Origin of the sequence: Marinomonas gallaica, from assembly GCF_001639745.1 — a bacterium.
GTDB classification, from domain to species: Bacteria; Pseudomonadota; Gammaproteobacteria; order Pseudomonadales; family Marinomonadaceae; genus Marinomonas; species Marinomonas gallaica.
This window is the reverse complement of the sequence record NZ_LTAX01000005.1, coordinates 36,025-49,369: the sequence shown is the minus strand read 5'-3', so window position 1 is coordinate 49,369 and position 13,345 is coordinate 36,025. Positions and strand designations below refer to the sequence as shown.

Sequence of the window (13,345 nt, the reverse complement as noted above, 5' to 3'; positions counted from 1 at the left end):
TAGGGGCTTGTTTCGTCTAACGTCGTAAGTTTTATAAATACGGTCAAAATGATGCGTGAATAGTGTTAAAGCTCGCATGCTAATGAATTTTCGCCGTTGGAGTGTTTATGTCCATCAAACTGTCGGTTGTCGACCAGACACCTGTTCATGGCAGCCATAGTAAAGTTGCAGCGCCCTCGCTGAGTGTTGAGCTGGCAAAGCTTTGTGATCAATTAGGTTATTATCGCTATTGGGTGGCTGAGCATCACAACAGTGTGCATTTTGCTAATCCTTGTCCTGAAATTCTAGTGGCTCACATTGCCAGTGTGACGGAGCGTATTCGTGTTGGCAGTGGCGGGGTCATGCTGTCCCACTACAGTCCATTAAAAGTGGCTGAGTGCTTTTCAATGATGGCGACACTGTTTCCTGATCGCATTGATTTAGGTGTCGGTAGAGCGCCCGGTGGTTCTGGACAGACGTCGTCAGCGCTAGCTTATCCAAACGCCCCAGCGGCGGCAGAATCCTATGCGGACAAAGCGCAACAATTAGAAGGTTTTTTACATGGCACCTTGGCAAGGAATCACCCTTATCAGGGGATTAAAGTGATGCCTGATGCCAATCCAACCCCTGAGCTTTGGATGCTAGGCTCAAGCGGCGGTAGTGCGGCGCTTGCCGGGCAGTTGGGTTATAACATTGCTTTGGCGCGTTTTATCGACCCAGATAATTGTCGTCCTGACATATTCGCTGAGCACAAACAGGCGTGGTCTAACGCTGGTCATAAGGGTGAGCCAAATACTATTTTGGCGATTGCGGCCATTTGTGCGGAAACCGAGCACGAAGCCAAACTGCGTGCAGGCACGGCTGTTTATCGTAAACTGGCAGCGCAATTAGGTCAGCGAGAGGATTTCTTAACCCCTGCAGAAGTCCAGGATCGTTATCAGCAATTACCTGTTTCGATACAAGCTGCATATGACCATATTTTAGCGGGTTATACCGTAGGCACACCTGAGCAATGTTGGGATGAAATGGATACCTTATCGAATGCATTTGGCTGCGATGAATTGTCGCTGGTGACCGTGACCTACAGTCAAGCCGAGCGTTTAGACAGCTATCAACTGTTGGGAAGTGAACTTTAATCAACGCTTAGGAAGAATAAAAAAGCGTCGTAGAGGCCTGTTTACGGCGCTTTTTCATGGTAGGTAAGTCTATTAGGGGAGAGGCGTAAATAGAAAAGCTTACCGTTAGATTTCTGACAGCACTCGGGCGGTTAACTCCGTACGTGATTGAACGGAGGTCTTGCGATAAATATGGTTTAAATGCGTTTTAAGCGTGGCGATACCCATGTCAATGCGACGAGCGATTTCTTTATTACTGGCGCCTGAAATCAGCATCTCAAGTACGTCCAATTCTCGGTCAGTTAGGCCATAGCGCTCTTGTAAATTATTACGCTCCGTCTCTCGCTTAGGCAAATACACGGTATTTAGACTGTATTCCAAAAAGTCATGTACAGAGCGCAACAGCTGTATTTCCTGCGCGGTAAAGTCCCCCATCGCTTTGACTCTTAATAAACTAATGACAGCGATGATTTCATTACGAGCGTTGCGAAAGAAAATGTCAGCCACATAACGGTGCTGATATTGTTGCATGAATTCAAGGTAATAGCGGCTTTGCAGAAGCTCCTGTTGCGGCTGTTGTGAATCCAATGTGGCGACTTTTATGTCCGTGTGTTTGAAGTGGATAGGATTGAGTGGATCTAAAGCAAAGTAGGTCGAAGTGTAGGATTTTTCAATATCAGAAGGGGCATTATAAATGTAGGCACCTTGATGCTGCATGTCTGGCTGTACTAAGAAAAACGCCGAACCACTGACTTCGATGAGGTTGCCAATCAGTTCAAGGCTTTTGGCTTGAAATAGTGATGGAAATTGGTTGGTCTGCAAACTACGGCTACCTACATTTGTTCTGATTTAAGGTATCAACCATCTGGTTGATACTCTTATGAATGCTAGACACCTAACATGAACCTTCTATTTTACGGTTTTTTGTAGGTGCTACAATGGAAAGTCAAACACAGTCGCTGCTTGAGCGACGTTACAACACGATTGGTAAATACTCCCCATTATTTTATGAGCGTCCTATCCATCTTGCTCGCGGTGAAGGTGTCTGGTTATACGACACACAAGACAATCGATTTTTAGACTGCTACAACAACGTACCACATGTCGGCCACTGTCATCCTAAAATCGTCAGCGCGATCACTGAACAAGCCAGCACACTGAATATTCACACACGCTATTTACACGAGAACATTGTCAATTACATCGAGCGTTTGACCGCTACGTTTGCGGACAGCCTGAATGCAGCCATGTTGACCTGTTCTGGCAGTGAAGCCAATGAATTGGCGCTACGTATGGCGCGTTTCATCACCGGTAGGCAAGGCATTATCGTATCAGACGCGGCTTATCATGGTAATACAGAAGCGGTAGGTGAACTCGGTACGGGTTTTATGCCAGAAGCAAAAACGACCAAACGCGTACGCTCTTTTCCAATTCCCGATACGTACCGTGGCTTGCCTGGTGTCCCTGTTGATCAATTGAAAGCGGCTTATCTGAAGCACATCGAAACAGCGATTGAAGGTTTTGAAGCCGATGGCATCGGCTTTGCTGGTATGTTGATTTGTCCTGACTTTGCCAACGAAGGCCTGTTGAATATTCCAGATGGCTTTATGGAGGAGGCGGCGCAGTTAGTGCGTGATGCCGGTGGTCTGGTGATTTATGACGAAGTGCAAGCGGGCTTTGGTCGTACAGGTGAGCATATGTGGGCTCATCAATGGTACGACGTAGTGCCGGATATTGTCACCATGGGCAAACCCATGGGCAACGGTTTCCCGTTGGCAGGTTTAGTGGCCAATCTCGATCATGTCAATGCGTTTACGAAACATGCAATGTATTTCAATACCTTTGGTGGTACTCCGGTTGCCTGTGCGGTCGGTAATGCTGTGTTAGACGTGCTGGAGCAAGAACAACTGCCACAAAATGCGGTAACCACAAGCCAGTATGTGACGCAGGGTTTAATCGCGCTACAGCAGAAGTTTTCCATGATCGGTGACGTACGCAGCCTAGGTATGTTCTTTGGCGTTGAGTTAGTACTCGACCCTAAAACAAAAGAGCCAGCGACGAAGCAAGCTAAGCAAATTGTTAATCACATGCGTAACCAAGGCGTTCTGATCAGTACGATTGGGCCATGGGACTCCGTTTTAAAAATCCGTCCGCCTATGCCATTTAAACCAGAACATGCAGATATCTTACTGAGCGCGTTAGACAACGCATTTACTGCTTTTTCAGAGGAAATTTAAGATGATTGATCCACGTTTAGCACAACTAACGGCGGCGGCCGAGACATCAATGTCGCAGTGGGACTTAGAAGGTTCCACACTGGATTTAATTAAGTTCCGTGAAAATGCCGTTTACAAATTGACAAGTCCAGACGGAGAGCATTTTGCATTACGCATTCACCGCCCAGGCTACCATGACTTTGCAGCATTGTTGTCTGAGTTACAGTGGATGAGTGCGCTGTCTGATTTTGGCATAGAAACGCCGACTGTTATCGAGACAAAAGCAGGCGAGTTGATGACCAAAGTAGTCATTCCAGAAACCGGTGAAGACGTTTATGTAGACCTATTCGGTTGGGTCAACGGCACTTCCTTGGGGGCGGATGAAGGTGTTGTTGTGACGGCGGAAGAAAACCGCTCTATGTACTACACAATTGGTGAAATCGCGGCTCAGTTACACAATCAGTCTTCCAGCTGGACATTACCAGAAGGTTTCAAACGTCATGCTTGGGATTTAGAGGGGTTGGTTGGTGAACAGCCTTTTTGGGGACGTTTTTGGGAGCTTGAACTGTTGACACCTGAACAACAAGTTTTGCTAGTTGAAGCGCGAGCCAAAGCCGCTGAGATCCTGCAGAGCGTACCTAAAAACTCAGACAATTACAGTTTGATCCATGCCGACTTTGACCCGCATAACATTATGATTGAAGGCGATAAAATTCGACCGATTGATTTCGATGATGCGGGTTTTGGTTGGCATATGTTTGAGATCGCAACGGCGCTGTACTTTATGCAGACTGAGCCACATTACGATCTGATCAAAGAGGCCATCATTGAAGGCTATCGATCTAAGCGTGATTTGTCTGATGATCAACTAGAGCTACTAGATTTATTTTTAGCGTTGCGCGGATTTACTTATTTAGGTTGGATTCGTAGCCGACAAGAAACCGAGACCGCTAAAGAATTATCTGGCGATCTCATTGAGCGAGCGGTTCGTCAATCACATCGTTTATTAAAGTGGGCTAAACACTACCAAAATTAAGCCATAAAACAGCGATAGGGCCGCTGCTCTATCGCTTCTTCATGGATTAGATATGGTTTACCAAGCCATTTCGCCAGTGTTAACTTTTGCACTTAATGCTAAATCGTCAAGGCCAGGCAGTTCTGGATACTCTGTGGTTAGTGCGTTTATAACGGCCTCAGAGGTATCGTTTTGCTGCAATGCTTTCTCGAACGACTTTAGGTAGTTCAATGTAAAGTCGATAGCTTGTTCGCCTTTTGGCATATCACCGAGGTAATGACCTGGTACAACGGTTTTTGGCTGGAGCTGCTTCATGTTTTCAAGCGATGCTTGCCATTGCGCGCGTGCTTCTTTGGTTTGTGTATCGGCGGTCCAAACATGCATGCCAGACGACACAGAAACACCGCCAAAAACGGTCTTCGTTGATGGAATCCAAGCGTAGGCCTGATGTGTGCCAAGTTTTTTCAACTCAATTGTTTGGCCTTCCAGAGTCAGTGAATTCTCATTCATGACCGTTGGTGTGAAGATTTTAGATGGCGAATTGTCCCCTAGAATCGGGCCCCAATAATCAAGTTTGGCGTCTTTCGTATCATTGATGTGCTCAACAACGCTTTCACTTGCGATCACTTCCACATCTGGGAACTGCGCCAAGATGGGCTCTAGACCGAAGTAGAAATCTGGATCTCCGCCGCTGATGTAAATCGCACGAAGGTGTTTGTTGGACGCTTTGATCAGTTTTACCAGTTCTTGGCCGTCGCTGACGCTGAATTGCGCGTCGAACAAAATGGCATCTTTTTCACCGGTTACTAATACCGATGTAACTGGGAAGATGGCGTCAGGGCCAGCGTTGTAAGTCGTCAGTTGCAAATCTGCAGCGTGTGCCGTGCCTGCGATGATCGCGGCACTTAGTAAAGATAGGGTTGATAGCTTAGTCATAGTGATGTTCTCCAAACAGTTGGGTTAAAGGCTTACTGAGTATGGAGTGAGTATATTGGATTGTTTTTCGATGAAATACTGGCTAATCTGGCTTTCTCTGTTTCAGTTTTCGAGCGAATAGAATGATGGACCGACTCACCGCACTCAATGTATTTGTCACCATTGTCGAGCATGGCAGCCTCAGTGCGGCGGCGAGCCATTTAGACATGTCGCGTGCAAAGGTATCGCGTTATCTGAGTGAATTGGAAACGTGGATGGACGCACGCTTGTTGCATCGTACTACAAGAAACCTCAGCCTTACTGGGGTGGGTGAAGAAACGTTTAATGCAGCCCTTGGTGTGTTAAACATGGCGCAAAGTTTAGAAGGCATTAAACAAAAGAATGCGTTGGACTTAGAAGGAAAGCTTCGAGTCACATCAAGCTACACGTTGGTCGACAGTTTGTTGATCGATGTTGTGAATGATTTTGTGAAGCAGTGGCCGAAAACGTCCATTGATATCTTATCGACCAGTGAACCGCTAAACCTAATTGAATCCCGTATTGATTTAGCGATTCGAATTACCAATGATTTAGCGCCGAATGTCGTCGCAAAGCGGTTGGGGGAGTGTCGTTCTGTGATTTGTGCCTCGCCGGAATATTTAGCCGTTCACGGTACGCCGAAAGATGTCCAAGCGTTAGCGCAGCATAACTGTCTTTCATACAATTATTTTGGACGCAGCGCATGGGAATTTGATGGCCCTAACGGTCCTGAATCTGTCTCGATCAAGGGGAACATCAGTGCTAACGTATCTGAGGTATTGCTGTCTGCTACGTTACGTGGTGGTGGCATCAGTCTGCAGCCGTTTCCAACGGTTAAACGTTATGTAGATACTGGCGCATTGATTCCGCTACTCAGTGAGTGGAAGGCGGAGGCTTTGGGGGTCTACGCGGTTTATGCAACGCGTAAACAAATAACGCCGCTTCAACGGGCGTTTATGGATTTTCTATCTGAGCGAGTGGGGCGGTCATTGAACTGGCAGCCAGAATCTTAGTGCTGGAGTCACGCTATGCGTTGGTTGGAGAGTAACCTATCCAAAGAAACACACAGTAACAAGAGAAAGCGCCTTGTCCGCTAGAGAGACAAGGCGCTGTTTTTAATCAGTCAAATTTATAGCTGACGCGAGCAAGGACGCTGCGCGGTGTGCCCGGCATAGAGCTAGAACGCCAGTATTCTTTGTCTAATAGGTTTGTGATGGCCAATGAGGTGCGCCAAGCGCCAATATTGTAGCCAACCGCCGCATCGACGCGATTGAAACCCTCTAGTTTATTGGTGTTATCTGAGTTGGTCCATGTATCGCCAACGTGCGTCACACCGATTTCCGTGTAAGAGCTTTCAGTCGGTAAGTACCTTAAGAACAGGTTGCCTGTATGACGAGGTACGCCAGATAACGTTTTGCCTTCATTTTCAGGGCTCGTTTTGTCTTCTTTTACAGTCGCTTTGTTGTATCCATAGCCACCACGCACATACATATCCTCAGCAATGCGACCGATAAAGCTCAGCTCAATCCCTTGCGATTCTTGCTCACCTTGGATCGCCCAGCGGTAAGGGTCGTTGTCTGGATCAGGGCGGTAACGGATGTTGCTTTTTTCGATATCGAAAACCGACAGTTGTGTCATCAGACGTTGGTTTAACCAGTCACTTTTAACACCCACTTCATATTGGTCGTTGTACTGTGGATCGGCGTTGAAGAAATCTAGATCTTGACTGGAGCGAACACTGTTCACGCTAACGCGGCCGCCAAACGGTGCAAAGCTTCGGCTGTATGACGTATACACCGCGTGCTGAGATGCGGGGCGCCATACGATACCAATGTTTGGGCTGAAGGTGGTATCATCGATACTACGTTCATAGTCTTCATCGTTAGCGTCGAGCAATTTATTCTGCGCAGTGCTTTCATACTTATCAAAGCGTGCGCCGATCATGACATCCAGATTAGACGTTAAGCTGATCAGGTCTTGAGCAAAAAGGCCGACATTCATCGAGTCATAGTAATTGTGGGTATTTATAAGTAGGTCACCTGTACCGCGGGTACTTTGTTTTTCTCCTGTCAGAGGGTTAACGTAGCCATAAATGCTGGAGCCATCTTGGTTAGTATTCGCAAGCTTGGGTTCGCGCCCTTCAAGCGACATGTCGAGTCCGACGACCATGCGGTGACGTAATGTGCCGGTCATAAAGTCACCAAGTAAGCTGACATTATTACTTAGCGTGTTATTGCCCGTTTCCTGCCAGTAATAAACCTGACTGATGTCGCCAACATGGCCGCTACAGCTACCGCCGCGACGAACACTGGTGTCTTCTGACTCACAGTAAGTTCCCGAGTAAAAATGATCAAAGTTTTGATACGCTTCACGGTAACTGGCTGCCCACTTAACTTGCCACATGTCGTTTACATCGTAAGTTAAGTCAGACCGGAAGACTTGCAGCTCATCTTCTACAAAGTCCCCATCTTGGGCAAAACTTTGAGTCAATGGGGTGCCTGCTGGCAAAACATCGTAAGAAGGGCCACGATCCGGGATACGGTCTAGCTTGTCGTACGTATACTGGGCTGTCCACTTTAGATCTTGGCCATTATCGTACGTCACGCTGGGTGACAACATGTCTATGTCAGTCTCAATGCCGTCTCGAAAACTGCCGCTTTCACCGTGCTCGCCCGTTAAGCGAACGGCCCAATTATCAGACACGATTTCATTTACATCGACCGTAACGCCACGATTAGCATCGGATCCAATGTAAGCGCCAACGGAACTGGTCGACTCAAAGTTAGCGTATTTGGAGACCATGTTAATCACACCGCCACCGCCACTGCGGCCATACAATACCGAAGCAGGCCCTTTAAGGACTTCAATTCGCTCAACGTTGGACGTACTACGACGTACTTGGCCACTTTCACGAACACCGTCACGATAGATATCACCATTGTTGGCATCGAAACCACGCAGCATAATGCCATCGCCACGCATATCGTAAGACGTCGAAATCCCCGGCGTCCCTTGCAGCATAACGCTTAGGTCATTGGAGCCATACAATTTGTATTTTTGGACATCAATGGTGTCTATGGTTTGTGGGATTTCATTTTTGTCCAAGCCGTTACGTGTGACATTAGCTTGTTTATAGTCAATATAGCTTCGAGACGGATCTTCTTCTTCCATGCCTTCGATGACAAGCGTAGGCAGCACACCGGGTGCTGCTTCTTCGGCATGGGCTGCATGCATCAAGGTAATGTTGGCCGAGCTAATAGCAAGAATAAGAAGAGGGTATTTCTTTTTGAACATAGTGTAACCGCGTCTAAGAAAGAGTTTGTAAAGAAAGTGAACGCATTCTATGTAAATGAAACGTCAAAGACAAATGATAATTGATATTATTTGTGTGGTTTTGTCACGTCATTTAATGATGAGCCAGTGCAGTGACGAATCAATGATATACACCGTCTAGGGGAAGGGGCTGTAAGATACTTTGGGCTACTACTTGAACGTATAAATGTTGTTCGCTTTTTAACCTACTGTTACGTATGACATTATTTTGAAATTAGGTATTGCTTTCACAAAAACTTCACCTATAATACGCTCCATCTTATGGCGCAGACCAAGTGCTTCGCCAAAGTTAGGAGTGGTAGTTCAGTTGGTTAGAATACCTGCCTGTCACGCAGGGGGTCGCGGGTTCGAGTCCCGTCCATTCCGCCATTTACTTTTCCCCAAAGTGAATGCAAGCGTTACCATCATTGCGATGGGTGTGTAGCTCAGTTGGGAGAGCGTCGCCCTTACAAGGCGAATGTCGGGAGTTCGAACCTCTCCACACCCACCATGATAGATCCTTTTCGTATTTTGAATTCCCTGTTTTTTCCTGTAAGCACTTTTTGCACCCACATTTGAGCACCTAAGCTCAGCTCAAGGCATATCAGTCAACGTATTAAGTCTATTCTTATAAGTTTATGCATGGCCCGTAGTGGGGCAGTCATCTCAGAGTACCGAGCATCAGGAAGGCTGTAAGCGACTTAAAAATCACAGCCCCTGTTTGTTATATTGGGCGATCATATAGCAAAGGGGCTGTTATCAGCGCAGCGTTTCTATTGAGCGGTATAACCGCCGTCTATGACAACGGCTTGCCCTGTAATGCCCTTGGCTGATGGGCTGGTAAGATACAAGCAGTAGTCAGATATTTCTTCAACCTCAAGCAAGCGTCTTTGCGGCACGAGCGGCCAGATGACTTGCTCTAACACATCGTCTAGGGCAACGCCTCGAGTCTCAGCCAGATCCTTTAATTGATTGCGAACCAGCGGCGTGTCGACATAGCCTGGACATAAAGCGTTAACCGTGACCCCAAATGGGGCGGCCTCTAACGCTGCCACTTTGGTTAAGCCAATGACCCCGTGTTTGGCGGAGTTATAGCCGGCTTTACCCGAAAACCCCACCAGCCCGTTAATAGAGGCCATATTAATAATGCGCCCAAACTTTTGCTCTTTCATGCTTGGCAGTACTTTTTTAATGGCCACAAACGGAGCCACCAGCATGATGTCGATTAATTGACGGTATCGTTTGGTTGAAAAGCCTTCAATGGGTGCAACATGCTGCAAGCCAGCATTGTTTATTAAAACATCGACTTTACCAAAGTGCTCAATCACTTGATCGATGGCCGCCAGAAAGTTGGCTTCATGGGTGACGTCACATTGGAGTAATTGGCACTGTGCTGAATACGGCAACAACTGGTGCTCTGCTTCCTTGAGGGACGTCTCATTAAAATCGATGATGGCAACATTCATCCCTTGTTTCAAAAAAGCCATGCCAATCTCAAGACCAATGCCGCTGGCGGCACCGGTGATTAATACTGTTTTATGTTTCATGTGGTTACTCGTTGTCTAATTGCCATAGAGGGTATCTGGGAGCCAAAGTACGATGTCAGGGAAATAGAACACCAGACTCACGGCAAATAACTGAATCAAGATAAACGGAATGACGCCTTTATAAATGTCCAATGTGGTGACATTTGGGGGTGCAACACCCTTCAAATAAAACAATGAAAACCCAACTGGAGGGGTTAAGAAGGAGGTTTGTAAGGCCAAAGCAAACAGCACCACAAACCATACCAAACTGAAGCCAAGCTCGACGACAACCGGTCCAACAAGCGGCAATAGGATAAGGCTAATTTCCAGCCAATCCAGGAAGAAGCCCGCGACAAATGTAATTAACAAAATCACCACTACGATCCCAGCTGGCGATAAAGGAATGCTTTGTAGCATCTCGCTGATGAACTCATCCCCCCCTAATGTGCGCAAGACAACCGCAAAAGCGGTAGCGCCTAAGAAGATACCGAACACAAATGCCGTGGTGATGGTGGTGCGACGACACACATCGGCCAGCATAGCGAAGCTAAAGCGTTTATTCATAATGGCCAACAATGTGGCCCCTAATGCGCCCACCCCAGCCGCCTCGGTTGGCGACACGATGCCCATAAATATGGAGCCTAAAACCGCTAGAATTAAGCCCAATGGTGGAATGACGGCAAATAAAGTCTCTTTGATTAAGGCAAACGTCACAGGGGGTAAATCTGTCGGCAGCTCACAGGACTTAGGGTTGAGAAAAGCGCTCGCAATCACATACACGATGTAAAGAATACCAAGCATTAATCCGGGCATTAGCGCGCCCATAAACAGGTTACCTACTGACAGAGATAACTGATCTGCCATGATGATAAGCATAATACTTGGCGGGATTAAAATCCCCAGTGTGCCGGATGACGCGACGATACCGCTTGCAAACGATTTTGAATAATTTTGCTGCAACATAACAGGCATGGACAGCATGGCAAGCAACACGACAGATGCGCCAACAATACCCGTGGACGCCGCAAAAAGAATACCGATCAAGATAACAGAGACGCCCAAGCCACCACGAAAACGGCCAAATAGGCGCACAAAGTTCAACATCAGACGCTCGGCAACGCCAGACCGCTCAAGCATCAGCCCCATAAAGATAAACATGGGCAGGGCAACCAGTACCCAATTACTCATTTGTGCGTAGATACGTTGTACAAAGGTGCCGTATATACGCCAGTTGGTCATATAGTACGTGTCCCAATCTAAGTATTCGTACCCTAAAATCCCCACACAGCTGAAGATCACAGCCAGGCCGGCCAGTATCCAAGCAACGGGGAATCCCGTGAAAATTAGAGCAATGAAACTGCCAAGCATGGCAATGACTAAAAATTCATACGTCTCAAACATGCTAATTCCTAAACAACATTGTTAGCGGAGGGCTGGCGTACAAGCGCTAGGCAACGCAACCATCGAGAAAAGGCGGTTAAGCTTAACAAGACAAACGCCACGATAATGGTGGACTTAATCAGCCAGCGCATAGGTAAGCCACCAGGAGAGGCCGAGACTTCATTGAGTTGATAAGCGCGGGTCACAAAGGGCAGAGCGTACTCAAGAACAATCAAGCAAAATGGCAGTAATAATACCGACAAGCCAATCAGCTCTATCCAAGCTCGGGTGCGTAAGGAACGATGCTCAACCACAGCGTCCACACGTACATGGCCATCGTGGATCAAACAATAAGACAGCCCGATCATGAACCCCACAGCGTATAGGTGCCATTGAAGTTCTTCTAATGCGATAAAATTGACGCTAAAGAAATAGCGCATTAAAGCGTTGGCAACGATAAGCACCATCAACACAATCCAAACAAAGGAAATGTTGCGCCCAATGACTTCAATAAGGGTTTCGATTCGTTTCGACAGGGCCGTCTGAGGCAGCGCTAACCACGTCGTGTCCGATAATTTTGCTTCGATCTCAGCAAGATCAAGTGAGTTGTCACGGTCTGACATACAAACATTCCAAATCAGAAATTGGCAAACAAGGCCGACTGAACGTCGGCCTGTGAAAACGTAAGCAGTGAAGCTTAGTTATGACCCCAGTCGCGTGGTAGGTAGCCGAATTTCTTCCAAGAACCGTGTTCTTTTTGGAAGGCTTTCATAGACGCGTAAATGTCGCCGAAAGACTTGTCGTCAGCAGAGCGGCGTGCCATGACTTTTTGCGTTGCTTCTTCAAATGCCATCAATATCTCTGGCGAATATTGGTGCAGTTCAACGCCTTTGTCTTCAAAGTCAGACAGTACTGCGCCTTGCAAGGCTTCGGCTTTGGCAATAGACAAGGTGTTAGCCGCCACACAGCTGTTCTCAATCAAAGCTTGTGTTTGCTGGTTTAAGTCATTCCAACTGTCAAGATTGATGTAGAGGAACTGGTTGGTACTCGGTTGATGCCAACCTGGAAGGTAGTAGTGCTTCGCGACCTGAAAGAACCCAAGTTGCTGATCCACGGTCGGAATAGAGAATTCAGTGCCGTCTAATACGCCCGTTTCCAGTGCTTGGTATAATTCACCGCCAGGTAACACAGTGACTGACATGCCCAATTCAGACATGATCTCTCCACCTACGCCTGCCGCGCGGAATTTCAAGCCTTTCATGTCTTCTGGTGTGTTGACTTCTTTACGGTACCAACCCGCAGCTTCAGGGCTGATGGTGCCACATAAAATGGGGTATACATTGTGCGGTTTGAACAAGGCTTTAAGCATTTCATCGCCCCCATGGAAATACATCCAGGCGGTGAATTCACTTGACTCTAAACCGAAAGGTGTGGCGCCGAACAGTGCCGCCGCAGGGACTTGACCCCACTCGTAGCCCATCCAAGAATATCCCGCATCAATGTTGCCTGTGCTGACATTCTCGAAAACGCCCAGCGCTGGTATAACGGTATTTGGCTCAAAAACTTGCAGTTTGACGCGGCCACCACTGACATCGTTCAGCATTTTAGATACTTCTGGCATGGTATCGCCTAACGCCGTTAGCGTAGACGAAAATGCCATCGGGACCTGCCAGCGAATTTTGTCGAAATCGGCAAAGGTAGGAGCCGATGCACACAGAGCAGTCGCGCAGGATAGTGCAATAACAGCATTCTTCATGATGTGATCCTATTTATTGTTGTTTTAGACTCGCCGGTCACTGGGTGTGACTGGGGTCGCAATCATGTTGCAGAGATATGTATTACAAGATA

Annotated in this window: 11 protein-coding genes and 2 tRNA genes; 6 read left to right on the top strand and 7 right to left on the bottom strand. The window is 47.2% G+C overall.

All coding sequences use genetic code 11. From position 1 onward, the window contains the following. Positions 1-107: 107 nt before the first annotated feature. Positions 108-1,115 carry an MsnO8 family LLM class oxidoreductase gene (locus AYW76_RS06860; protein ID WP_067217600.1) on the top strand — a complete coding sequence of 336 codons (1,008 nt, stop codon included), beginning with the start codon at positions 108-110 and terminating at the stop codon, positions 1,113-1,115. Positions 1,116-1,220: 105 nt separating this feature from the next. On the opposite strand, the gene AYW76_RS06855 is transcribed toward AYW76_RS06860, so the two are convergent. Next, positions 1,221-1,916, bottom strand: coding sequence for a helix-turn-helix transcriptional regulator (locus AYW76_RS06855; protein WP_067217595.1), 696 nt, complete (start codon positions 1,914-1,916; stop codon positions 1,221-1,223). 116 nt (positions 1,917-2,032) lie between these two features. On the opposite strand from AYW76_RS06855, the gene AYW76_RS06850 reads away from it, so the two are divergent. Both AYW76_RS06850 and AYW76_RS06845 read left to right on the top strand, forming a co-directional pair. Next, the gene (locus AYW76_RS06850; RefSeq protein WP_067217592.1) at positions 2,033-3,331 is read left to right on the top strand and encodes an aspartate aminotransferase family protein; all 1,299 of its coding nucleotides are present in this window, start codon (positions 2,033-2,035) and stop codon (positions 3,329-3,331) included. Between the two features lies 1 nt (position 3,332). Further along, a complete protein-coding gene (locus AYW76_RS06845) occupies positions 3,333-4,346 on the top strand; it encodes a phosphotransferase enzyme family protein (protein ID WP_067217590.1) in 1,014 nt (337 codons plus the stop codon). 57 nt (positions 4,347-4,403) lie between these two features. Here AYW76_RS06845 and AYW76_RS06840 read toward each other — a convergent pair whose 3' ends face one another. Beyond that, positions 4,404-5,261 (bottom strand): Vmh family MBL fold metallo-hydrolase, encoded by an 858-nt coding sequence (locus AYW76_RS06840; protein ID WP_067217587.1) that lies wholly within the window; start codon positions 5,259-5,261, stop codon positions 4,404-4,406. 122 nt (positions 5,262-5,383) lie between these two features. Between AYW76_RS06840 and AYW76_RS06835 the strand changes: the two genes are divergently transcribed. Continuing rightward, positions 5,384-6,292: a LysR family transcriptional regulator gene (locus AYW76_RS06835; protein ID WP_197467775.1), complete on the top strand. Its 909-nt coding sequence runs from the start codon at positions 5,384-5,386 to the stop codon at positions 6,290-6,292. Positions 6,293-6,398: 106 nt separating this feature from the next. On the opposite strand, the gene AYW76_RS06830 is transcribed toward AYW76_RS06835, so the two are convergent. Beyond that, on the bottom strand, positions 6,399-8,573 hold the full coding sequence (locus tag AYW76_RS06830) for a TonB-dependent receptor (RefSeq protein ID WP_067217584.1): 2,175 nt from the start codon (positions 8,571-8,573) through the stop codon (positions 6,399-6,401). A gap of 331 nt (positions 8,574-8,904) precedes the next feature. Between AYW76_RS06830 and AYW76_RS06825 the strand changes: the two genes are divergently transcribed. Together AYW76_RS06825 and AYW76_RS06820 are read left to right on the top strand one after the other, a co-directional pair. Continuing rightward, a tRNA-Asp gene (locus AYW76_RS06825) sits at positions 8,905-8,981 on the top strand. A gap of 45 nt (positions 8,982-9,026) precedes the next feature. Further along, positions 9,027-9,102 (top strand) — tRNA-Val (locus tag AYW76_RS06820). Positions 9,103-9,364: 262 nt separating this feature from the next. On the opposite strand, the gene AYW76_RS06815 is transcribed toward AYW76_RS06820, so the two are convergent. From AYW76_RS06815 to AYW76_RS06800, 4 genes are all read right to left on the bottom strand, one after another. Next, positions 9,365-10,138 carry a 3-hydroxybutyrate dehydrogenase gene (locus AYW76_RS06815; RefSeq protein ID WP_067217580.1) on the bottom strand — a complete coding sequence of 258 codons (774 nt, stop codon included), beginning with the start codon at positions 10,136-10,138 and terminating at the stop codon, positions 9,365-9,367. A gap of 15 nt (positions 10,139-10,153) precedes the next feature. Further along, positions 10,154-11,518, bottom strand: a complete 1,365-nt coding sequence (locus tag AYW76_RS06810; protein WP_067217577.1) for a TRAP transporter large permease — start codon at positions 11,516-11,518, stop codon at positions 10,154-10,156. A gap of 8 nt (positions 11,519-11,526) precedes the next feature. Continuing rightward, the gene (locus AYW76_RS06805) at positions 11,527-12,120 is read right to left on the bottom strand and encodes a TRAP transporter small permease subunit (protein ID WP_067217573.1); all 594 of its coding nucleotides are present in this window, start codon (positions 12,118-12,120) and stop codon (positions 11,527-11,529) included. A gap of 74 nt (positions 12,121-12,194) precedes the next feature. Next, positions 12,195-13,253 carry a TRAP transporter substrate-binding protein gene (locus AYW76_RS06800; RefSeq protein ID WP_067217570.1) on the bottom strand — a complete coding sequence of 353 codons (1,059 nt, stop codon included), beginning with the start codon at positions 13,251-13,253 and terminating at the stop codon, positions 12,195-12,197. Positions 13,254-13,345: the final 92 nt, after the last annotated feature.

Bases quoted from the DNA above. Each gene is read 5' to 3' on its own strand.
- AYW76_RS06860 (WP_067217600.1), top strand. From the start codon at position 108: ATGTCCATCAAACTGTCGGTTGTCGACCAGACACCTGTTCATGGCAGC.
- AYW76_RS06850 (WP_067217592.1), top strand. From the start codon at position 2,033: ATGGAAAGTCAAACACAGTCGCTGCTTGAGCGACGTTACAACACGATT.
- AYW76_RS06845 (WP_067217590.1), top strand. From the start codon at position 3,333: ATGATTGATCCACGTTTAGCACAACTAACGGCGGCGGCCGAGACATCA.
- AYW76_RS06840 (WP_067217587.1), bottom strand. From the start codon at position 5,261: ATGACTAAGCTATCAACCCTATCTTTACTAAGTGCCGCGATCATCGCA.
- AYW76_RS06835 (WP_197467775.1), top strand. From the start codon at position 5,384: ATGATGGACCGACTCACCGCACTCAATGTATTTGTCACCATTGTCGAG.
- AYW76_RS06830 (WP_067217584.1), bottom strand. From the start codon at position 8,573: ATGTTCAAAAAGAAATACCCTCTTCTTATTCTTGCTATTAGCTCGGCC.
- AYW76_RS06815 (WP_067217580.1), bottom strand. From the start codon at position 10,138: ATGAAACATAAAACAGTATTAATCACCGGTGCCGCCAGCGGCATTGGT.
- AYW76_RS06810 (WP_067217577.1), bottom strand. From the start codon at position 11,518: ATGTTTGAGACGTATGAATTTTTAGTCATTGCCATGCTTGGCAGTTTC.
- AYW76_RS06805 (WP_067217573.1), bottom strand. From the start codon at position 12,120: ATGTCAGACCGTGACAACTCACTTGATCTTGCTGAGATCGAAGCAAAA.
- AYW76_RS06800 (WP_067217570.1), bottom strand. From the start codon at position 13,253: ATGAAGAATGCTGTTATTGCACTATCCTGCGCGACTGCTCTGTGTGCA.